Here is a 19,227-nt window from a genome sequence, read left to right on the forward strand (position 1 = left end):
CGCCAGGGCCACCCGGTGCAGCGCGTACGCGTCGAGCACCATCAGGACCAGGCCCAGCGCCGCCACCGACTCGGCCGTCGACACCAGACCCCGGCGCAGCAGCGCCACCGGAGCCGCCAGCGCCGCCGAAGTCACCACGAACAGGACGGCGGCCCGGCCGCCGATCCCCATCGATCCCCAGCTCACCAGCGTGAACGCGATCGCCGCGATCGTCAGCAGGGTGCCGCCGAGCGTCAGCAGCACGTTCTGCGCGCTCCGCGGCGTCGAGTCCGCCACCGGCCGGCGCGGGCCGGGCGTCGCCATGGGCGCGGCCGGCGCGTACAGCGCCCGGACGAGCCAGGCCCGCCGGGTCAGCAACTGAGACCGGCGTGCGTCGAGCTGGGCCAGCTCACGGTCGACGAGCACCAGCTCGTCAGCGGGCGGCAGGGAGTTGTCCATGACCGGAGTGTGGCCCCGGCCACAGCCGCCGGGAATGCGTCCGGATACTCATCTTTCCGGCCCCGGTGGCCTGAGTACGTCCACACTGGGGGCATGGACTGGTGCCACTACCGCTTCCGCAGCGTCTGGCGCCTCGCCGCGCCGCCCGACGCCGTCTACGCCGTGCTGGAGCGCGCCGACGCGTACCCGCGGTGGTGGCCCCAGGTCCGCGAGGTCGTCCCCCTCGACGACACCACCGGCACCGCCCGCTTCCGCTCCCTGCTCCCGTACGACCTCGTCGTCACCGCCCGCGCCCTGCGCCGCGACCCCCGGGCCCGGGTCCTGGAGATCGGGCTCGGCGGCGACCTGGAGGGCTGGGCCCGCTGGACCCTCGCCCCGGACGGGGCCGGCACCCGCGTCCTGTACGAGCAGGAGGTCGAGGTCCGGGCCCGGCTGCTGCGCGCCCTCGCCGTCCCCGGCCGCCCGCTGTTCCGCGCCAACCACGCCCTCATGATGCGGGCGGGACGCCGGGGGATCGCCGCCCGGCTGCGACCGGTTTGAACGAGGGGCTGGAAGGCCTGTATGGTTCAACCCGTTCCCGGGCGATTAGCTCAGCGGGAGAGCACTTCGTTCACACCGAAGGGGTCACTGGTTCGATCCCAGTATCGCCCACCGGGTAGAGGCCGGTCCGTCGAAAGACGGACCGGCCTCTGTCATGTGCCGGGACCCCGGGCCCGGTTCAGGCCGCCGTGCCGAGCTCCGGCCGCAGCGGCCACGACGGGTCCACCGTCTCCGGCGTCCCCTGCCGGGTGAACCACGCCTGGAGACCCCGCGCCTGGGCCGCGTGCCACACCGCCTGCAGCGTGTGCAGCTCCGCCGGCGTCAGCCGCTCCAGCCGCGACGAGAAGCGCCGCGCCACCGCCCGTACGACGTCCAGCGCCGCCGTCGCGTCCGCCGCCGCGTCGTGCGCCCCCGCCAGCTCCACCTCGTAGTGGGCGCACAGATCCGTGAGCGTCCGGCGGCCCTTGCGGTACCGGTCCAGATGCTTGTCCAGGACCCGCGGGTCCAGCACGCACAGCGGAGTTCCCCCCAGGTAGTCGCCGAGCGTGGACGCCCGGTGCCGGCGCAGCTCGCGGTCGAGGATCGTCAGGTCGAACGGCGCGTTCATCACCACCAGCGGACGCCCCGCCGCGCTCTGCTCCGCCAGCGCCCGCGCCAGCTCCTCCATCACCGGGGACGGCCACCGGCCGTACCGCTGGAGGTGACCGTCCGTCAGTCCGTGCACGGCGGTGGCCCCTTCGGGCACCGGTATGCCCGGATTGACCAGCCAGCGCGTCACCCGCGGACGCGCCCCCACCGTGTCCTGGACGACCAGGGCGGCGGACACGATCCGGTCGCCCTCGACGTCGACTCCCGTGGTCTCCGTGTCGAAAGCGGCCAGGGGCCCTTCGTACCAGTGCATCGTCATCCCTGAACTCCTCGCACACGTGCGGCAGATGGCCAACCCCCTGCCCCGAAACGGTGATACCCGGACTGTTTGCGCCGTACGCGGACCGGTCACAACAGAAGGGACGGGGAAGGAAGAACACATGGCGCTCGCCCAGCCCGAGTCGGGAGGGCTGCCGCCCCAGCGGCTGGCACCGACGCGCGGCTCACTCGCCACCACCGCCTGCATGGAGACCCTCCAGGTGGGATACCTGCACGCCGTCGCCGCCGCGGCCGGCTGCTCGCTGTCCCAGCCCTTTCCGGACAACGGCATCGACTGGCACGTGAGCCACGGCTCGCCCGCCCACACCGTCGACGACGAGGTGACCATCAAGGTGCAGCTCAAGTGCACCTACCAGATCCCGCCGCGCCCGCCCGGGAAGACCTTCTCGTTCACCCTCGACAACGACCACCTGGTGAAGCTCGCCAGGACCCCGGTCTCCGTCCACAAGATCCTCGTCGTGATGCTCGTACCGAGGTCGCAGGACGACTGGCTGAGGGCGAGTCACGACCGGCTCGACCTGCGGCACTGCTGCTACTGGATCAACCTGGCCGGGCACCCGGTCACCGGACGGCGCCGGACCACCGTGCGCGTACCGACGACACGGATCTTCGACGACCGGGCGCTCTGCGAGATCATGACCCGGGTCGGCGGGGGAGGGAGACCTTGATGCACCGGCCGATCGACGAACCGACGTTCGGGGACGAGGGGAACGGGGCCGGACACGGCCCCGTCTCCGTTCCCGCCGGACCCTGGGCCGACAGCCAGGGCACACCCGACCCCGGCAGGGTCGACCCGCGCGTCCTCGGCGCCCTGCTCGCCCGCCACGGCTGGCGGCGGCGGGGCGGCGCGGCCGGCCGCTACAGCCGCTGGACCCCGCCCGGCAGCACCGGTACCAGCCTGCTCGTGCCGGAGAGCCGGGCCTTCCCGGACTGCGAGGACCTGCTCGGCGAGGCGCTCACCGCCCTCGCCCGCAGCGCCACGCCCTCCGCCCGCGAGGTCCTCACCGGCCTCGCCGTGCCCAGCGACGAGATCCGCTGGTGGCGCGACGTCCCCCCGGGCCCGGCGGGGGTCGTCCCCTGGACCGTGCAGGAGCAGCTCAGGTCCGCCGCCCGCCAGCTCCTCCTCGCCGGGGCCCTGGCCGTACGGGGCCGGGCCGGCTACTACGGGGCCCGGCACCGGCGCCCCGCCCAGGCCTCCCTGGAGACCGTCGTCGTCGGCGCGGCCCCCGGCGGGCGCGGGCTCACCGCGTTCCTGCCCGTCGCGCCGGGCCGCCCCATCGCCGTACGGCTCTACCACGCCCTCCACGCGGCCCGCGAGGCCACCGACTACCAGCGGGCCACCGGCGGGATGGAGGCCTTCGACGCCGCCGTCGAGGCGGGCGTCAGCCGGGAGCTCACCGAGGCGCTGGTGGCCCTGGTGCGGGGCACCGAGGGAGCCCGGATCGCGCTGGAATGGGCTCCCTCGGCCGGGGCGCCCGAGGGCTGCGCCGCCCGGCCCGCACCGGTCGAGTTCTCGCCCGGCGACCTGCCCGCGCTGCGCGAGGCGAGCGCCCGCTACCTGACCGACGAGCCCTCCGTCCCGGTCCGGCTGACCGGCACCGTCGTCCGCATGCGCCGCTCCGGACCGCGCGGGGAAGGGACCGTACGGCTCCGGGTGCTCGGCGGGGCGGAGGTCCCGCACGTCCGGGTCGGCCTGGACGAGGAGGCGTACCGCACCGCCGGACACGCCCATCTCGCCGGGCTGCCGATCCGGGTGGTGGGCCGGCTGGAGAGCCGGGGCGGTTTCCGCCGGCTCACGGACGCGTCCGGGGTCGTCCCCGTCCAGGTCGACGAGACGGAGCGGGACCGGCTGCTGAAGTCGCTCCGGGGGACCGCCGAGGACGCGGACTTCCTCGACGAGGACCGCGGTCCGGACGAGGACTGAGGCGGGGGGCGGGACCCGGCGGCCGGGAAACCGTTTCGCGGGCCGCCCGGCCCCCTCGGTAGGATCGGGCGTGCGCGGCACCTCGTACCTGTCGCGCACCGCCGACGCCGGCACCTCGTGTCTGCCGGCGTCCCTATGTACGGAGTACCCGTGTCTGAAGTCCGTGTGACCGTCCAGTCCGCCTCGGAAGCTGAGGAGAGGGCGGTGAGCGCGGGCACCACCGCCGGCGCCCTGTTCGCCGACGACCGCACCATCATCGCCGCCCGGGTGGCCGGCGAGCTGAAGGACCTGTCGTACGAGCTCGCCGACGGCGATGTCGTCGAGGGCGTCGAGATCTCCTCCCCGGACGGTCTCGACATCCTGCGCCACTCCACCGCGCACGTCATGGCCCAGGCCGTGCAGGAGCTCTTCCCCGAGGCCAAGCTGGGCATCGGCCCGCCGGTCCGGGACGGCTTCTACTACGACTTCGACGTCGAGAAGCCCTTCACCCCCGAGGACCTCAAGGTCATCGAGAAGAAGATGCAGGAGATCCAGAAGCGCGGCCAGCGCTTCGCCCGCCGTGTGGTGACCGACGAGGACGCCCGCGCCGAGCTGGCCGACGAGCCGTACAAGCTGGAGCTCATCGGCATCAAGGGCTCCGCGTCGACCGACGACGGCGCCAGCGTCGAGGTGGGCGGCGGCGAGCTGACCATCTACGACAACATCGACGCCAAGACCGGCGACCTGTGCTGGAAGGACCTCTGCCGCGGTCCGCACCTGCCCACCACCCGGAACATCCCGGCGTTCAAGCTGATGCGCAACGCCGCCGCCTACTGGCGCGGCAGCGAGAAGAACCCGATGCTCCAGCGCATCTACGGGACCGCCTGGCCGTCCAAGGACGAGCTGAAGGCTCACCTCGACTTCCTCGCCGAGGCCGAGAAGCGCGACCACCGCAAGCTCGGCAACGAGCTCGACCTGTTCTCCGTCCCGGACGAGATCGGCTCCGGCCTCGCCGTCTTCCACCCCAAGGGCGGCATCATCCGCCGGGTCATGGAGGACTACTCGCGCAAGCGCCACGAGGAGGAGGGCTACGAGTTCGTCTACTCGCCGCACGCCACCAAGGGCAAGCTGTTCGAGAAGTCGGGCCACCTCGACTGGTACGCCGAGGGCATGTACCCCCCCATGCAGCTCGACGAGGGCGTGGACTACTACCTCAAGCCCATGAACTGCCCGATGCACAACCTGATCTTCGACGCGCGCGGCCGTTCCTACCGTGAACTCCCGCTGCGGCTCTTCGAGTTCGGCACCGTGTACCGGTACGAGAAGTCGGGCGTCGTGCACGGCCTGACCCGGGCCCGCGGCTTCACCCAGGACGACGCGCACATCTACTGCACCAAGGAGCAGATGGCGGAGGAGCTCGACAAGACCCTCACCTTCGTCCTCAACCTGCTGCGCGACTACGGTCTGACCGACTTCTACCTGGAGCTCTCCACCAAGGACCCGGAGAAGTTCGTCGGCTCGGACGAGGTCTGGGAGGAGGCCACCGCGGTCCTCCAGCAGGTCGCCGAGAAGCAGGGTCTCCCGCTGACCCCCGACCCGGGCGGCGCCGCGTTCTACGGCCCGAAGATCTCCGTCCAGGCGCGGGACGCCATCGGCCGCACCTGGCAGATGTCGACCGTGCAGCTCGACTTCAACCTGCCGGAGCGCTTCGACCTGGAGTACACCGCCCCGGACGGCACCAAGCAGCGCCCGGTCATGATCCACCGTGCGCTGTTCGGCTCGATCGAGCGTTTCTTCGCCGTGCTCCTGGAGCACTACGCGGGCGCGATGCCGCCGTGGCTGGCTCCCGTCCAGGCCACCGGCATCCCGATCGGCGACGCGCACGTCGACTACCTGCACGAGTTCGCCGCCAAGGCGAAGAAGCAGGGGCTGCGGGTGGACGTCGACTCGTCCTCGGACCGGATGCAGAAGAAGATCCGCAACGCGCAGAAGCAGAAGGTCCCGTTCATGATCATCGCGGGTGACGAGGACATGGCCGCCGGCGCCGTCTCCTTCCGCTACCGCGACGGTTCGCAGGAGAACGGCATCCCGGTCGACGAGGCCATCGCCAAGATCGCCAAGATCGTCGAGGACCGCGTCCAGGTCTGATCGAGCGGCGCCCCGCGTCGTCCGGCTCCGCCGGACCCGGACGACGCGTCTCAGGAGGCCCCCGGGAATCCCCCCGGGGGCCTTCCGCCGTCCTTCTCGTCGTCCCGGGTGAACGACTGGATCAGCCAGGAAGAGAACGAGCCCGTCACCGCGCCGAGCAGCGCGAGCCCGCAGGCCATCAGCCCCACCGCGGTCACCCGGCCCATCACCGTCACCGGGACGACGTCCCCGTACCCGACGGTCGCGAGCGTGGCGCAGGTCCACCAGACCGAGTCGCCGAAGGTGCGGATCGAGGCCCCGGGGGCATCGACCTCGTAGTGGTAGACGGTGAGCGCGCCCGCGAAGCCGAGCAGGGCCACGGTGAGACCGGCGTAGACCATCACGCGCGCGTAGAGCGTGAGGCGCGGCCGGTCCCGGCGGCGCTGCACCTGGTCGTACGTGCTCACCATCCGCACCGGCCGCAGCAGCGGCAGGACCAGGACCACCGTGTCGAGCAGATGGGTCCGCAGGAAGCGGAAGGGGCCGAGACCGCTGAGGCGCAGGCGCACCAGGTAGTCCGCGCCGAAGACGCCCCAGGAGACGAGGGTGAGGGTGAGGCAGATGTCGAGCCACTCCTGCGGGAGGTGGTCGTGGGCCAGGACACGCACCGCGTAGCTCGTCAGATAGAGCAGGGAGGCCACCGCGAGCGGCAGCTCCATGAGACGGTCCCAGCGTTCCTGGCGCGGTGGTTTCGGGGGCCTGTCGCTCATCGCCTCAGCATGGCCGCTGCACGGATCCTCCGCCCCGGCGACACGTTCCGAACGGGCGACGCAATATGCTGCACAGCATGACGACTGAGCCGGAGCAGCAGATCGGAGTCGGGACGCGGGACGCGTTCCAGCGCCTCTGGACGCCTCATCGAATGGCGTACATCCAGGGCGAGAACAAGCCGACCGGGCCGGGTGCCGAGGACGGCTGTCCGTTCTGCTCGATCCCGGCGAAGTCGGACGAGGACGGTCTGGTGATCGCCCGGGGCCGGAGCGTGTACGCGGTGCTCAACCTGTACCCGTACAACGGCGGTCACCTCATGGTCGTCCCGTACCGGCACGTCGCCGACTACACGGACCTGGACGAGGCGGAGACGGCGGAGCTCGCCGACCTCACCAAGCGCGCGATGGTCGCGCTGCGGGCGGCCTCCGGCGCCCACGGCTTCAACATCGGGATGAACCAGGGCGCCGTCGCGGGCGCCGGGATCGCTGCCCACCTGCACCAGCACGTGGTGCCCCGCTGGGGCGGGGACACCAACTTCATGCCGGTCGTCGGGCACACCAAGGTGCTGCCGCAGCTGCTTGCGGACACCCGGAAGATGCTGGCCGACGCCTGGCCCGCCGCCGTCTGATCCGTATGCGAAGGGCCCGGACCACGGTCGTGGTCCGGGCCCTTCGCATACGCTCCGGTCACGGTCGTCTGTCACTGCGGCCGCTCACGGCCTTCGCCCGTTGCCGCGTCACGCGTCGTAGACGTCGGCCTTCTTGGGGCCCGGCTCCTGGATGCCGCCGCTGAGGACCAGCGAGCGGTTGGTGAAGCGCTCCGTGTCCACGTTGTGCTCGTCGAGAAACTTCAGCGTCGCGGAGTGCACCGCGCGCAGCACCGGCGTCGCCATCCGTATGGCGTCGTCGGCCATGAAGCGGTTCTTCCAGAGCGGCCCGGCCCAGACGTGCCGCAGGCCGAAGGGCTCCGGCAGCACCATCTTGCCGCCGAGGAAGTCCAGCACCGGCGGGTACCAGGTGAACGGGGCGCGCACCGCCAGCCGGACGACGTCGTCGGTGGTGAGCAGCGGCTGCTGGATCGACTTCGTCTCCCAGAACCGGACGGTCTTCGAGACCTCCCTGGTCTTGGCCGCGGGCTTCGAGCCGAAGAGGCCGTGCACCGGGCCCAGCGCGTGCCCGGTGACCTCGATCCTGAGCGTGTGGTGGAGCGAGGTCACCGTGACCATCATGGTCAGGACCAGGTTCCCGTCCCAGAGCGTGAACTGGACGCCCAGGTAGTGCCGGTTGCCCGCGCCGAACTGCTGGTCGTTGCAGATCCGCTGTATCTCGTGCGGCTTGACCTGGAAGTGGACGATGTTGTCGCCCTCGGGGCGGGTGACGGAGTCGGCGCCCTCGCCGACCGCGGAGACGATCCAGTGCTTGACCGTCGGCTTCGGGAAGCCGGTCTTGAGCGAGCCCCGCTCCAGCAGGGTGAGCTGGTCGTGGATCTTGCGGATGACGTCCCAGGCGCGGAAGTCGTGGATCTCCCGGCCGGCCACCGGCACCAGCTCCTCGGCGAGGGTCCAGCTGCCCCAGCGGGTGCCGAGGCCGAGGATGCCCTTGGGCCCGGCGTAGAACGCGATGTTGGACTGCTGCTCGGCGGAGAGCTTCTCCAGGTTCAGCCGCAGCTCCTCCGCCGACTTCTCGCCGGGGTCCTGCGGAACGGACTTGGGGATCTGGGGGCCGGCGCCGCCGCCGCTGAGCAGTCCCGCCCAGCGCTCCCGGAGGTCCACGGCGGAGCGGTCGCAGATCCGGCGGGCCAGGAACCAGCCGATGACCGGGGCCACGATCATGGCGCGCAGGTAGTTCGGCAGGAACCCGTCGAGGGGCAGCGCGAGGAGCACGAGCGCGGAGAAGATGCCCGCCCCCCACAGCAGGACCGTGCCGACGACGCTCGTCCGCCGGTTGTCCGAGCCGGCGACCAGCCGGCGCAGCGAGATGATGCCGAGCCACAGCAGCAGGCCGGGCAGGAAGAGCACCCCGCAGACGGCGGTGATCAGGGTGAGCTTGGTGTCCCGCTGCCGGCGGATGTGGGTGGCCGCGAGGCAGTGCTCGACGACCGGCTGCGGCTCGGCGCCGAACGACTGGATCAGGGCGCCGCGGCCGCCGCCGAGCATCCGGACCTGCACCGCGCGGGAGAAGGCCTCGCCCAGGTCGGGGCGGAAGAGCTTCTCCCACTTCCCGCCCTTGAGCGTAGTCTTGTAGAGCTCGTTGTCCGCTTCCTGAATCGTCTTCAGTTCGCTGTCCCGGTACGCGGCGGACGCGAGCGCGTTCGTCGCCCCCGTGCCCCCGCCCGTGCCCGTCAGCGGGACCTGCGCCCCGGGTCCGAAGCCATCGATCGACACTGCCGCCCCCATCGCCGCGGTTCCTAGTGCGGGCTGTTCCCAACTGCCGCGCCCCGCACACCTTCTGAGCTGGGCACCACAGAGTAACCGGGGACCGTCGTGTGCGTCACCGCCTGTGGAAAGCGAGGCCGAATGACGCACGCGCGGGCGTCCGCCCGGCTCGGCGGAGGCCCGTCGCCTTCACCGCCGGACGGCAGCCTCTCCTCAGTCCTCCGCGCGGACCTGCTCGGCCAGGTGCCGCGGCATCGGCTCGTGCCGGGCGTACGCGCGGTCGAAGCGGCCCGTGCCGTGCGACACGGACCGCAGGTCGATCGCGTACCGACCGATCTCGATCTCCGGCACCTCGGCCCGGACCACGGTCCGGCCGGGCCCGGCCTGGTCGGTGCCCACGACACGGCCCCGCCGGCCCGACAGGTCGCTCATCACCGGACCCACGTACTCGTCGGGCACCATGACCCGGACCTCGGCCACCGGTTCCAGCAGGTGCACGGGGACCTCGGCGGCCGCCTCGCGCAGCGCGAGCGCGCCCGCCGTCTGGAAGGCGGCGTCCGAGGAGTCCACCGAGTGCGCCTTGCCGTCCTTGAGGGTGACCCGGATGTCGACGAGCGGGTAGCCGGCCGCGACACCGCGCGCGGCCTGCGCCCGTACGCCCTTCTCGACGGAGGAGATGAACTGCCGGGGCACCGCGCCGCCGACCACCTTGTCGACGAACTCGACGCCGCTGCCCGGCGGGAGCGGCTCCACCTCGATCTCGCAGACGGCGTACTGGCCGTGGCCGCCGGACTGCTTGACGTGCCGGCCCCGGCCCGCCGCCGCGCCGCCGAACGTCTCGCGCAGCGACACCCGGTACGGCACGGCGTCGACCTGGACCCCGTACCGGCCGCGGAGGCGTTCGAGGACGACGTCCTGGTGGGCCTCGCCCAGACACCACAGGACCACCTGACGGGTGTCCGGGTTCTGTTCGAGCCGCAGGGCGGGGTCCTCGGCGACCAGCCGGGCGAGGCCCTGCGAGAGCCGGTCCTCGTCGGCCTTCCCGTGGGCCTGCACCGCCAGCGGGAGCAGCGGCTCCGGCAGGCTCCAGGGCTCGATCAGGAGGGGGTCGTCCTTGGCCGAGATCGTGTCGCCGGTCTCGGCCCGGCCCAGCCGGGCCACGCAGGCGAGATCCCCGGCGACGCAGTGGGCCATCGGCCGCTGCTGCTTGCCGAAGGGCGAGGTGAGCCCGCCGACCCGCTCGTTCGCCTCGTGCAGGTTCCGGCCCTCGTGCCCCCGGTCGGTCAGGCCGTGCCCCGACACGTGGACGGTCTCGTCGGGGCGCAGGGTGCCGGAGAAGACCCGGACCAGGGACACCCGGCCCACGTAGGGGTCCGATGCGGTCTTCACGACCTCGGCGACGAGCGGGCCCTCGGGGTCGCAGACGAGAGGCGGCCGGGGCCGGCCGTCGGGGGTGGTCACCGCGGGCGGCTCGTGCTCCAGGGGAGAGGGGAAACCGCCGGTGATCAGCTCCAGGAGTTCGAGGGTGCCCAGGCCCTGCGACCCGCCGGCCGCCGCGGGGGCGGCCGCGAGCACCGGATGGAACGCGCCCCGCGCCACCGCCTTCTCCAGGTCGTCGACGAGCGTCTTCACGTCGACCGGCTCGCCGGCGAGATAGCGGTCCATCAGGGTCTCGTCCTCGCTCTCGGCGATGATCCCCTCGATCAGCCGGGCGCGGGCCTCCGCGATCAGCGGCCGCTGCTCCTCGTCGGGCGGGCGTTCCGTCCGCACCCCCGTCGAGTAGTCGAGGATCCGTTCCGAGAGCAGGCCGACCAGCCCGGTGACAGGCGCGTGCCCGTCGGCGCCCTCGGGGCCGCGCACCGGGAGGTAGAGGGGCAGGACGGCGTCCGGGTCGTCGTGGCCGAACAGCGCGGCGCAGACCCCGGTCAGCTCGGCGAAGTCGGTGCGGGCGGTGTCGAGGTGGGTGACGACGATGGCCCGGGGCATGCCGACGGCCGCGCACTCCTCCCAGATCATCCGGGTGGACGCGGCGACGGCGTCGGCCTCCTGGGCGGCCGAGACGACGAAGAGGGCCGCGTCCGCCGCGCGCAGACCGGCCCTCAGCTCCCCGACGAAGTCGGCGTACCCGGGGGTGTCGAGGAGGTTGATCTTGTACCCGTCCCAGTCGACCGGGACGAGGGAGAGCTGTACGGAGCGGTGCCGGCGGTGCTCGATCTCGTCGTAGTCGGAGACGGTGCCGCCGTCCTCGACCCGGCCGGCCCGGTTGAGGGCCCCGGCGGTCTGGGCCAGCGCCTCGACCAGGGTCGTCTTGCCGGATCCGCTGTGGCCGACCAGCACCACGTTCCGTACGGCCGCGGGCCGGTCGGCCGTCGGAGCCCGGCCGGCGGCTCCGGCGGCCGTGTTCGCCTTCTCACCCATGATGTGTCCTCCCGGCCGCGCGCACGGTGCGGCGGTACGGCGGGTGCCACGGGGGGAGTGCTCTGTCGCGGTACGGCTCCGGCCGGGGGCCCGCGGTGGTTCTTCGAGCTTGGCACCGACCCGGGGAGGCGTCCATACGTCGTACACGGGGAGGGCCCTCGCGGGGGACGCGGGCGCCGCGGGGCGGGTGCCGCCCGTGCGCCGGGGCGCGCGTGGCTACGATGGGTGAGCCGGTGGTCGTAGGGGCCGCGGCCCACCGAACACCGGGAAGGCCATGCTGAACAAGTACGCGCGTGCATTTTTTACGCGTGTCCTCACACCGTTCGCCGCGTTTCTGCTCCGCAGGGGCGTCAGCCCCGACGCGGTCACGCTCATCGGCACGGCGGGGGTGATGGCCGGTGCGCTGGTGTTCTTCCCCCGCGGGGAGTTCTTCTGGGGCACCATCGTCATCACCCTCTTCGTCTTCTCCGACCTCGTCGACGGCAACATGGCCCGGCAGGCGGGGATCTCCAGCCGCTGGGGCGCCTTCCTCGACTCGACGCTCGACCGGGTCGCCGACGGCGCCATCTTCGGCGGCTTCGCGCTCTGGTACGCGGGCAACGGCGACGACAACGTGATGTGCGCCGTGGCGATCTTCTGCCTGGCGAGCGGCCAGGTGGTCTCGTACACCAAGGCCCGGGGCGAGTCGATCGGCCTGCCCGTCGCCGTCAACGGTCTGATCGAGCGCGCCGAGCGCCTGGTGATCTCGCTCGTCGCGGCCGGCCTCGCCGGACTGCACGCCTTCGGCGTCCCCGGGGTGCAGGTGCTCCTGCCGATCGCCCTGTGGATCGTGGCCGTCGGCAGCGCCGTCACCCTGGGCCAGCGCGTCGTGACCGTACGACGGGAATCGGCCGAGGCGGACGCCGCCGCGGCCGGCGGAAGCGGGGCGACGACATGAGCACGGTGAAGGACGGGGCGCCGCAGGGCGGCGGCCCGAAGGACGGCGCGTCCGCCGCTGTCCCGAAGGACCGCGCGTCCGGCGGCGGCACGTTCAAGGACAGGCTGAGCGACGGGCTGTACGGCGTCGGCTGGGCGACCGTCAAGAAGCTGCCCGAGCCGGTGGCCACCGGGCTCGGCCGCAGGATCGCCGACCTCACGTGGAAGCGGCGCGGCAAGAGCGTCCTGCGCCTCGAATCCAACCTCGCGCGCGTGGTGCCGGACGCCACCCCCGAGCGCCTCGCCGAGCTGTCGAAGGCCGGCATGCGCTCGTACATGCGCTATTGGATGGAGTCCTTCCGGCTGCCTACCTGGAGCAGGGAGCGCGTCGAGCGCGGGATGGACATCCAGAACATCCACCACCTCCAGGAAGGCCTCGCCGCCGGACGAGGGGTCGTCCTGGCCCTGCCGCACCTGGCGAACTGGGACCTCGCGGGCGTGTGGGTGACCCGCTCCCTCGGCGTCCCGTTCACCACCGTCGCCGAGCGGCTCAAGCCGGAGACGCTCTACGACCGCTTCGTGGCCTACCGCGAGTCCCTCGGCATGGAGGTCGTCCCGCACACCGGGGGCTCCGCCTTCGGCACGCTCGCCCGGCGCCTGCGGGCCGGCGGCCTGGTCTGCCTGGTCGCCGACCGCGACCTGTCGGCCTCCGGCACCGAGGTGACCTTCTTCGGGGAGACCGCGCGGATGCCCGCGGGACCGGCGATCCTCGCCCAGCAGACGGGCGCGCTGCTGCTCCCCGTGACGCTCTGGTACGGCGACGAGACCGTCATGCGGGGCCGTATCCACGCGCCGATCGACGTCCCCGCCTCGGGTACGCGGGCGGAGAAGACGACCGTGATGACCCAGGCGCTGGCCGACGCCTTCGCCTCCGGCATCGCGGAACACCCGGAGGACTGGCACATGCTGCAACGACTGTGGCTCGCGGACCTGGACGAACATCCCGGGACCGGCGGGGACACCGGGGCTGCCGGGGCCGACGGGGCTGCCGGTGACGAGCGGGGCGGGGAGCGGGGCGCGTGAAGATCGGGATCGTCTGCCCGTACTCCTGGGACGTGCCGGGCGGCGTCCAGTTCCACATCCGCGACCTCGCCGAGCACCTCATCAGGCTCGGCCACGAGGTCTCGGTGCTCGCGCCCGCCGACGACGAGACGCCGCTGCCGCCGTACGCGGTGTCGGCCGGCCGGGCCGTCCCGGTGCCGTACAACGGCTCGGTGGCGCGGCTCAACTTCGGCTTCCTCTCCGCCGCGCGGGTCCGCCGCTGGCTGCACGACGGCACCTTCGACGTCGTCCACATCCACGAGCCGACCTCGCCGTCGCTCGGGCTGCTCACCTGCTGGGCGGCACAGGGGCCGATCGTGGCGACCTTCCACACCTCGAACCCCCGCTCGCGGGCGATGATCGCCGCGTACCCGATCCTCCAGCCGGCGCTCGAGAAGATCAGCGCGCGCATCGCGGTGAGCGAGTACGCGCGGCGCACCCTCGTCGAGCACCTGGGCGGCGACGCCGTCGTCATCCCCAACGGGGTCGACGTCGACTTCTTCGCGCGCGCCGAGCCGAAGAAGGAGTGGCAGGGCGAGACGCTCGGCTTCATCGGACGCATCGACGAGCCCCGAAAGGGCCTGCCCGTCCTCATGCGGGCGCTGCCCAGGATCCTCACCGAGCGGCCGGGGGCACGGCTCCTGGTCGCCGGGCGCGGGGACGAGGAGGAGGCGGTGGCCTCGCTGCCGCGCGAGATGCGGTCCCGGGTGGAGTTCCTCGGCATGGTCAGCGACGAGGACAAGGCGCGGCTGCTCCGCAGCGTCGACGTGTACGTGGCGCCGAACACCGGCGGCGAGAGCTTCGGCATCATCCTCGTCGAGGCCCTGTCGGCCGGCGCGCCGGTGCTCGCCTCCGACCTGGACGCCTTCGCGCAGGTCCTGGACCAGGGTGCGGCCGGCGAACTGTTCGCCAACGAGGACGCGGACGCGCTCGCGGACGCGGCGATCCGGCTCCTCGGCGACGGCGAGCGCCGCGCGGAACTGAGCGCGCGGGGCTCGGCCCACGTCCGCCGCTTCGACTGGACGACGGTCGGCGCGGACATCCTTGCGGTCTACGAGACGGTGACGGACGGGGCGGCGGCGGTCGACACCGACGAACGCGTGGGGCTGCGGGCGAGGCTGGGCCTGTAGGAGCGGGCCCGCCCGCCGGCGAGCCCGCGCGGCGCCTGCGCTCGTCGGCGGCCGCGCGCGGCGCGTCAGCCCCCGTGCGGACCGCGCCCGCCATGCCCAAGCGGGGCGGACGGTTCCGCCGCGCCCCGGGGCACGCGGGCCCGTGACGCGGGGGCGGACGGGTCCGCCGTGTCCAGCGGCACGCGGGCCCGTGACGTGCGGGTGCCGGCCGCTGCGCTCGCCGCCGGCGGCGCCGTCCCGGGCTCGGCCTCCCGGTAGCCTTTCGGCCCGTGACCGAAACCCTGATCTGGACCGTCGTCGCGCTGATCCTCATCGGCGTCTACCTCAGCTGGACCGCCGGCCGGCTCGACCGGCTGCACTCCCGCATCGACGCCGCCCGCGCGGCCCTGGACGCGCAGTTGCTGCGCCGGGCCTCGGTCACCCAGGAGCTGGCCACCTCCGGCGTCCTCGACCCGGCCGCCTCGATCGTGCTGTACGAGGCCGCGCACGCCGCCCGGCAGGCCGAGGAGGACCACCGGGAGGTCGCCGAGAGCGAGCTGAGCCAGGCCCTGCGGGTCGTGTTCGGCGAGCCCGAGCAGGTGGAACTCGTACGGGACGCCCCGGGCGGGGTGGAGGCCGCGGAGGAGCTGGCGGCGTCCGTCCGCCGGGTCCCGATGGCCCGCCGCTTCCACAACGACGCCGTCCGCGCCGCGCGCGCCCTGCGGCGCCACCGTACGGTCAGGTGGTTCCGGCTGGCAGGCCACGCGCCCTTCCCGCTGGCCTTCGAAATGGACGACGAGGCGCCGGTGGCCCTTGCCGACCGCCCGGCCTGATGCTCTCAGCCTGCGAAAACGATCCACCGGGTCCACATTGGCCCTTGCTGTGGACTGCACGTGGCCTGTTTCCTCGTCCTAGTCGTCAACCCCCGTTGTCACGAGTGAGGTCCCCGTGTCCACCACGCCTTCCGTTTCCCCGCAGTCCCCCGAGACCGGCACCGCCCGTGTGAAGCGCGGCATGGCCGAGCAGCTCAAGGGCGGCGTGATCATGGACGTCGTCAACGCCGAGCAGGCGAAGATCGCCGAGGACGCCGGCGCCGTGGCCGTCATGGCCCTGGAGCGGGTCCCCGCGGACATCCGCAAGGACGGCGGCGTGGCCCGGATGTCCGACCCGAACATGATCGAGGAGATCATCGGCGCGGTCTCCATCCCGGTGATGGCCAAGTCCCGCATCGGCCACTTCGTCGAGGCGCAGGTCCTCCAGTCCCTCGGCGTCGACTACATCGACGAGTCCGAGGTCCTCACCCCGGCCGACGAGGTCAACCACTCCGACAAGTGGGCCTTCACGACCCCCTTCGTCTGTGGCGCCACCAACCTGGGCGAGGCCCTGCGCCGCATCGCCGAGGGCGCGGCCATGATCCGCTCCAAGGGCGAGGCCGGCACCGGCAACGTCGTCGAGGCCGTCCGCCACCTGCGCCAGATCAAGAACGAGATCGCCCGGCTGCGCGGCTTCGACAACAACGAGCTCTTCGCCGCCGCCAAGGACCTGCGCGCCCCGTACGAGCTGGTCAAGGAGGTCGCCGAGCTCGGCAAGCTCCCGGTCGTGCTGTTCTCCGCCGGTGGCGTCGCGACCCCCGCCGACGCCGCGCTCATGCGCCAGCTCGGCGCCGAGGGCGTCTTCGTCGGCTCCGGCATCTTCAAGTCCGGCGACCCGGCCAAGCGCGCCGCCGCCATCGTGAAGGCCACCACCTTCTACGACGACCCGAAGATCATCGCGGACGCCTCCCGCAACCTGGGCGAGGCCATGGTCGGCATCAACTGCGACACCCTCCCCGAGTCCGAGCGCTACGCCAACCGCGGCTGGTAACCACTGATGAGCACACCCGTGATCGGTGTCCTGGCACTCCAGGGCGACGTACGGGAGCACCTGATCGCCCTGGCCGCGGCTGACGCCGTGGCCAGGCCGGTCCGGCGCCCCGAAGAGCTGGCCGAGATCGACGGTCTGGTCATCCCCGGCGGGGAGTCCACCACCATCTCCAAGCTGGCCGAGCTGTTCGGCATGGCGGAGCCGCTGCGCGAGCGCATCGCCGCCGGCCTGCCGGTCTACGGCACCTGCGCCGGTCTGATCATGCTCGCCGAGAAGATCCTCGACCCGCGCTCGGGCCAGGACACCTTCGGCGGCATCGACATGATCGTCCGCCGCAACGCCTTCGGGCGGCAGAACGAGTCCTTCGAGGCCGGCGTCACCGTCGCGGGCATCGAGGACGGCCCCGTCGAGGGCGTCTTCATCCGCGCCCCCTGGGTGGAGTCCGTCGGCGCCGAGGTCGAGGTGCTCGCCGAGCACGAGGGTCACATCGTGGCCGTCCGCCAGGGCCGGGTCCTCGCGACCTCGTTCCACCCCGAACTCACCGGGGATCACCGCATCCACGCCCTGTTCGTCGACATGGTGCGCGCGGCACGCTGATCCGATCCCGGTAGGATCTCTGGGGTTCGTTCAGAAATGGGTTACGCGAAGGAGACAGGCAGATGTCCGGCCACTCTAAATGGGCTACGACGAAGCACAAGAAGGCCGTGATCGATGCCAAGCGCGGCAAGCTCTTCGCGAAGCTGATCAAGAACATCGAGGTCGCGGCCCGCACCGGCGGCGCCGACCTGGACGGCAACCCGACGCTGTTCGACGCCGTCCAGAAGGCGAAGAAGCAGTCGGTCCCGAACAAGAACATCGACTCCGCGCTCAAGCGCGGTGCGGGTCTCGAGGCCGGCGGCGCCGACTACGAGACGATCATGTACGAGGGCTACGGGCCCAACGGTGTCGCGGTGCTCATCGAGTGCCTCACCGACAACCGCAACCGCGCCGCCTCCGACGTGCGCGTCGCCATGACCCGCAACGGCGGCTCCATGGCCGACCCGGGCTCGGTCTCGTACCTGTTCAACCGCAAGGGCGTCATCGTGCTCCCCAAGGGCGAGCTGACCGAGGACGACCTCCTGGAGTCGGTGCTCGAGGCCGGCGCCGAGGAGGTCAACGACCTCGGCGAATCCTTCGAGATCATCAGCGAGGCCACCGACCTGGTCGCGGTCCGCACCGCCCTCCAGGAGGCCGGCATCGACTACGACTCGGCCGACTCCAGCTTCGTCCCGACCATGCAGGTCGAGCTCGACGAAGAGGGCGCGCGCAAGATCTTCAAGTTGATCGACGCGCTGGAGGACAGCGACGACGTCCAGAACGTCTTCGCCAACTTCGACGTCAGCGACGAGGTCATGGCCAAGGTCGACGCCTGATCGGGGCCGCCGAGCGAGCGGCCGCACAGCGGGCCGACGGGGACACGCCCCCGTCGGCCCGCTGTCGTTCGTGCGGCGATGTCGGCGGCAGCCGATAGCCTGCACAAACAGGTGAGCGAGAAGGGGGCGCGACGTGCGTGTTCTCGGGGTGGACCCGGGCCTGACCCGGTGCGGCGTAGGCGTCGTCGAAGGGGTCGCCGGACGGCCCCTCACCATGCTCGGCGTGGGGGTGGTGCGGACCGCCGCGGACGACGACATCGGGGTGCGCCTGGTGGGCATCGAGCGTGGCATCGAGGAGTGGCTCGACCGCTTCTCGCCCGAACTCGTCGCGGTGGAGCGGGTGTTCAGCCAGCACAACGTGCGTACGGTGATGGGCACCGCTCAGGCCAGCGCCGTCGCCATGCTCTGCGCCTCCCGCCGCGGCATCCCCGTCGCCCTGCACACCCCCAGCGAGGTCAAGGCCGCCGTCACCGGAAGCGGACGCGCCGACAAGGCGCAGGTCGGAGCCATGGTGACCCGGCTGCTCCGGCTCTCCGCGCCCCCCAAGCCGGCCGACGCCGCCGACGCCCTCGCCCTCGCCATCTGCCACATCTGGCGCGCCCCCGCCCAGAACCGTCTCCAGCAGGCCGTCGCCGAGAGCCGCCTCCAGCAGGCGGTCGCCCGGCAGGCGGCCGCAGTGAAAGGCCGAACCCGATGATCGCCTTCGTCAGCGGCCCGGTCGCCGCGCTCGCCCCCACCACGGCCGTCATCGAGGTCGGCGGCGTGGGCATGGCCGTCCAGTGCACCCCGGGCACGCTCGCGGGACTCCGGATCGGCGAGGACGCCCGGCTCGCCACCTCCCTCGTCGTCCGGGAGGACTCCCTCACCCTGTACGGCTTCGCCGACGACGACGAGCGGCAGGTCTTCGAGCTCCTCCAGACCGCCAGCGGCGTCGGCCCCCGCCTCGCCCAGGCCATGCTCGGGGTGCACAGCCCCGACGCCCTGCGGATCGCCGTCTCCACCGGCGACGAGAAGGCCCTCATGGCCGTCCCCGGCATCGGCAAGAAGGGCGCGCAGAAACTCCTCCTCGAACTGAAGGACAAGCTCGGCGCCCCGCTCGGCAGCAGCGGCATGGTCGGCGCGCAGCGCGCCGCGGCCGCCGGCCCGGCGCCGTGGACGGAGCAGCTCTCCGCCGCTCTCATCGGCCTCGGCTACGCCCCCCGCGAGGCGGAGGAGGCCGTGGCGGCGGTGGCGCCGCAGGCGGAGGAGGCCATCGCCGCCGGCGGCTCGGCGCCGGTGCCGCAGCTGCTGAGGGCGGCCCTGCAGTCCCTGAACCGCGCCCGCTGACGG

18 protein-coding genes, 1 tRNA gene and 1 pseudogene are annotated in these 19,227 nt (G+C 72.5%); 15 read left to right on the forward strand and 5 right to left on the reverse strand.

The window, feature by feature from the left end; genetic code table 11:
• Window positions 1-438 (reverse strand): annotated as a pseudogene (locus EAO70_RS24535) (hypothetical protein); the annotation flags it as partial.
• A 93-nt stretch (window positions 439-531) separates the two neighbouring features.
• On the opposite strand from EAO70_RS24535, the gene EAO70_RS24540 reads away from it, so the two are divergent.
• A complete protein-coding gene (locus EAO70_RS24540; RefSeq protein ID WP_148004940.1) occupies window positions 532-978 on the forward strand; it encodes an SRPBCC family protein in 447 nt (148 codons plus the stop codon).
• Window positions 979-1,017: 39 nt separating this feature from the next.
• A tRNA-Val gene (locus EAO70_RS24545) sits at window positions 1,018-1,089 on the forward strand.
• Between the two features lie 67 nt (window positions 1,090-1,156).
• On the opposite strand, the gene EAO70_RS24550 is transcribed toward EAO70_RS24545, so the two are convergent.
• Window positions 1,157-1,885 (reverse strand): 3'-5' exonuclease, encoded by a 729-nt coding sequence (locus tag EAO70_RS24550; protein WP_148004941.1) that lies wholly within the window; start codon window positions 1,883-1,885, stop codon window positions 1,157-1,159.
• 121 nt (window positions 1,886-2,006) lie between these two features.
• Between EAO70_RS24550 and EAO70_RS24555 the strand changes: the two genes are divergently transcribed.
• The 3 genes from EAO70_RS24555 (at window position 2,007) to thrS (ending at window position 5,956) form a co-directional block, all read left to right on the forward strand.
• Window positions 2,007-2,573, forward strand: a complete 567-nt coding sequence (locus EAO70_RS24555) for a DUF4365 domain-containing protein (RefSeq protein ID WP_148004942.1) — start codon at window positions 2,007-2,009, stop codon at window positions 2,571-2,573.
• The gene (locus EAO70_RS24560; RefSeq protein WP_148004943.1) at window positions 2,573-3,829 is read left to right on the forward strand and encodes a hypothetical protein; all 1,257 of its coding nucleotides are present in this window, start codon (window positions 2,573-2,575) and stop codon (window positions 3,827-3,829) included. Before EAO70_RS24555 ends, EAO70_RS24560 begins: the two co-directional genes overlap by 1 nt.
• Window positions 3,830-3,979: 150 nt before the next feature.
• A complete protein-coding gene (thrS, locus tag EAO70_RS24565; protein ID WP_148004944.1) occupies window positions 3,980-5,956 on the forward strand; it encodes a threonine--tRNA ligase in 1,977 nt (658 codons plus the stop codon).
• Window positions 5,957-6,006: 50 nt separating this feature from the next.
• Here the strand turns inward: thrS and EAO70_RS24570 are convergent, their stop codons facing one another.
• Window positions 6,007-6,705 (reverse strand): potassium channel family protein, encoded by a 699-nt coding sequence (locus EAO70_RS24570; RefSeq protein ID WP_148004945.1) that lies wholly within the window; start codon window positions 6,703-6,705, stop codon window positions 6,007-6,009.
• Window positions 6,706-6,770: 65 nt separating this feature from the next.
• Between EAO70_RS24570 and EAO70_RS24575 the strand changes: the two genes are divergently transcribed.
• Entirely contained in the window at window positions 6,771-7,334 is a 564-nt protein-coding gene (locus EAO70_RS24575) for an HIT family protein (RefSeq protein WP_148004946.1), read from the forward strand.
• Window positions 7,335-7,442: 108 nt separating this feature from the next.
• Here the strand turns inward: EAO70_RS24575 and EAO70_RS24580 are convergent, their stop codons facing one another.
• Together EAO70_RS24580 and EAO70_RS24585 are read right to left on the reverse strand one after the other, a co-directional pair.
• Window positions 7,443-9,101, reverse strand: coding sequence for a hypothetical protein (locus tag EAO70_RS24580; protein ID WP_148004947.1), 1,659 nt, complete (start codon window positions 9,099-9,101; stop codon window positions 7,443-7,445).
• A gap of 192 nt (window positions 9,102-9,293) precedes the next feature.
• Window positions 9,294-11,498 carry an elongation factor G-like protein EF-G2 gene (locus EAO70_RS24585; protein ID WP_148004948.1) on the reverse strand — a complete coding sequence of 735 codons (2,205 nt, stop codon included), beginning with the start codon at window positions 11,496-11,498 and terminating at the stop codon, window positions 9,294-9,296.
• A gap of 274 nt (window positions 11,499-11,772) precedes the next feature.
• Between EAO70_RS24585 and pgsA the strand changes: the two genes are divergently transcribed.
• The 9 genes from pgsA (at window position 11,773) to ruvA (ending at window position 19,224) form a co-directional block, all read left to right on the forward strand.
• A complete protein-coding gene (gene pgsA / locus EAO70_RS24590) occupies window positions 11,773-12,435 on the forward strand; it encodes a phosphatidylinositol phosphate synthase (protein WP_148004949.1) in 663 nt (220 codons plus the stop codon).
• Window positions 12,432-13,496, forward strand: a complete 1,065-nt coding sequence (locus EAO70_RS24595) for a phosphatidylinositol mannoside acyltransferase (RefSeq protein WP_261993009.1) — start codon at window positions 12,432-12,434, stop codon at window positions 13,494-13,496. The genes pgsA and EAO70_RS24595 overlap by 4 nt, the downstream gene beginning before the upstream one ends.
• Window positions 13,493-14,644 (forward strand): glycosyltransferase family 4 protein, encoded by a 1,152-nt coding sequence (locus EAO70_RS24600; protein ID WP_148004950.1) that lies wholly within the window; start codon window positions 13,493-13,495, stop codon window positions 14,642-14,644. Before EAO70_RS24595 ends, EAO70_RS24600 begins: the two co-directional genes overlap by 4 nt.
• 269 nt (window positions 14,645-14,913) lie before the next feature.
• On the forward strand, window positions 14,914-15,456 hold the full coding sequence (locus EAO70_RS24605; RefSeq protein WP_148004951.1) for a hypothetical protein: 543 nt from the start codon (window positions 14,914-14,916) through the stop codon (window positions 15,454-15,456).
• Between the two features lie 115 nt (window positions 15,457-15,571).
• A complete protein-coding gene (pdxS, locus tag EAO70_RS24610; RefSeq protein ID WP_030204560.1) occupies window positions 15,572-16,486 on the forward strand; it encodes a pyridoxal 5'-phosphate synthase lyase subunit PdxS in 915 nt (304 codons plus the stop codon).
• A gap of 6 nt (window positions 16,487-16,492) precedes the next feature.
• Entirely contained in the window at window positions 16,493-17,083 is a 591-nt protein-coding gene (pdxT, locus tag EAO70_RS24615; RefSeq protein WP_187284005.1) for a pyridoxal 5'-phosphate synthase glutaminase subunit PdxT, read from the forward strand.
• A gap of 62 nt (window positions 17,084-17,145) precedes the next feature.
• Window positions 17,146-17,898 (forward strand): YebC/PmpR family DNA-binding transcriptional regulator, encoded by a 753-nt coding sequence (locus tag EAO70_RS24620; protein WP_148004953.1) that lies wholly within the window; start codon window positions 17,146-17,148, stop codon window positions 17,896-17,898.
• Window positions 17,899-18,031: 133 nt separating this feature from the next.
• Window positions 18,032-18,595: a crossover junction endodeoxyribonuclease RuvC gene (gene ruvC / locus EAO70_RS24625; protein WP_148004954.1), complete on the forward strand. Its 564-nt coding sequence runs from the start codon at window positions 18,032-18,034 to the stop codon at window positions 18,593-18,595.
• Window positions 18,592-19,224: a Holliday junction branch migration protein RuvA gene (gene ruvA, locus EAO70_RS24630; protein ID WP_148004955.1), complete on the forward strand. Its 633-nt coding sequence runs from the start codon at window positions 18,592-18,594 to the stop codon at window positions 19,222-19,224. Before ruvC ends, ruvA begins: the two co-directional genes overlap by 4 nt.
• The last annotated feature ends 3 nt before the right edge of the window (window positions 19,225-19,227 follow it).

Source organism: Streptomyces sp. adm13(2018), from assembly GCF_008042145.1.
Lineage (GTDB): Bacteria > Actinomycetota > Actinomycetes > Streptomycetales > Streptomycetaceae > Streptomyces.

Excerpts from the sequence above, each read along its gene's own strand:
- pgsA (WP_148004949.1), top strand. The coding sequence starts at position 11,773 with ATGCTGAACAAGTACGCGCGTGCATTTTTTACGCGTGTCCTCACACCG.
- ruvA (WP_148004955.1), top strand. The coding sequence starts at position 18,592 with ATGATCGCCTTCGTCAGCGGCCCGGTCGCCGCGCTCGCCCCCACCACG.
- EAO70_RS24620 (WP_148004953.1), top strand. The coding sequence starts at position 17,146 with ATGTCCGGCCACTCTAAATGGGCTACGACGAAGCACAAGAAGGCCGTG.
- EAO70_RS24550 (WP_148004941.1), bottom strand. The coding sequence starts at position 1,885 with ATGACGATGCACTGGTACGAAGGGCCCCTGGCCGCTTTCGACACGGAG.
- EAO70_RS24585 (WP_148004948.1), bottom strand. The coding sequence starts at position 11,498 with ATGGGTGAGAAGGCGAACACGGCCGCCGGAGCCGCCGGCCGGGCTCCG.
- EAO70_RS24555 (WP_148004942.1), top strand. The coding sequence starts at position 2,007 with ATGGCGCTCGCCCAGCCCGAGTCGGGAGGGCTGCCGCCCCAGCGGCTG.
- EAO70_RS24560 (WP_148004943.1), top strand. The coding sequence starts at position 2,573 with ATGCACCGGCCGATCGACGAACCGACGTTCGGGGACGAGGGGAACGGG.
- EAO70_RS24580 (WP_148004947.1), bottom strand. The coding sequence starts at position 9,101 with ATGGGGGCGGCAGTGTCGATCGATGGCTTCGGACCCGGGGCGCAGGTC.
- EAO70_RS24575 (WP_148004946.1), top strand. The coding sequence starts at position 6,771 with ATGCTGCACAGCATGACGACTGAGCCGGAGCAGCAGATCGGAGTCGGG.
- EAO70_RS24540 (WP_148004940.1), top strand. The coding sequence starts at position 532 with ATGGACTGGTGCCACTACCGCTTCCGCAGCGTCTGGCGCCTCGCCGCG.
- EAO70_RS24570 (WP_148004945.1), bottom strand. The coding sequence starts at position 6,705 with ATGAGCGACAGGCCCCCGAAACCACCGCGCCAGGAACGCTGGGACCGT.
- pdxT (WP_187284005.1), top strand. The coding sequence starts at position 16,493 with ATGAGCACACCCGTGATCGGTGTCCTGGCACTCCAGGGCGACGTACGG.
- EAO70_RS24595 (WP_261993009.1), top strand. The coding sequence starts at position 12,432 with ATGAGCACGGTGAAGGACGGGGCGCCGCAGGGCGGCGGCCCGAAGGAC.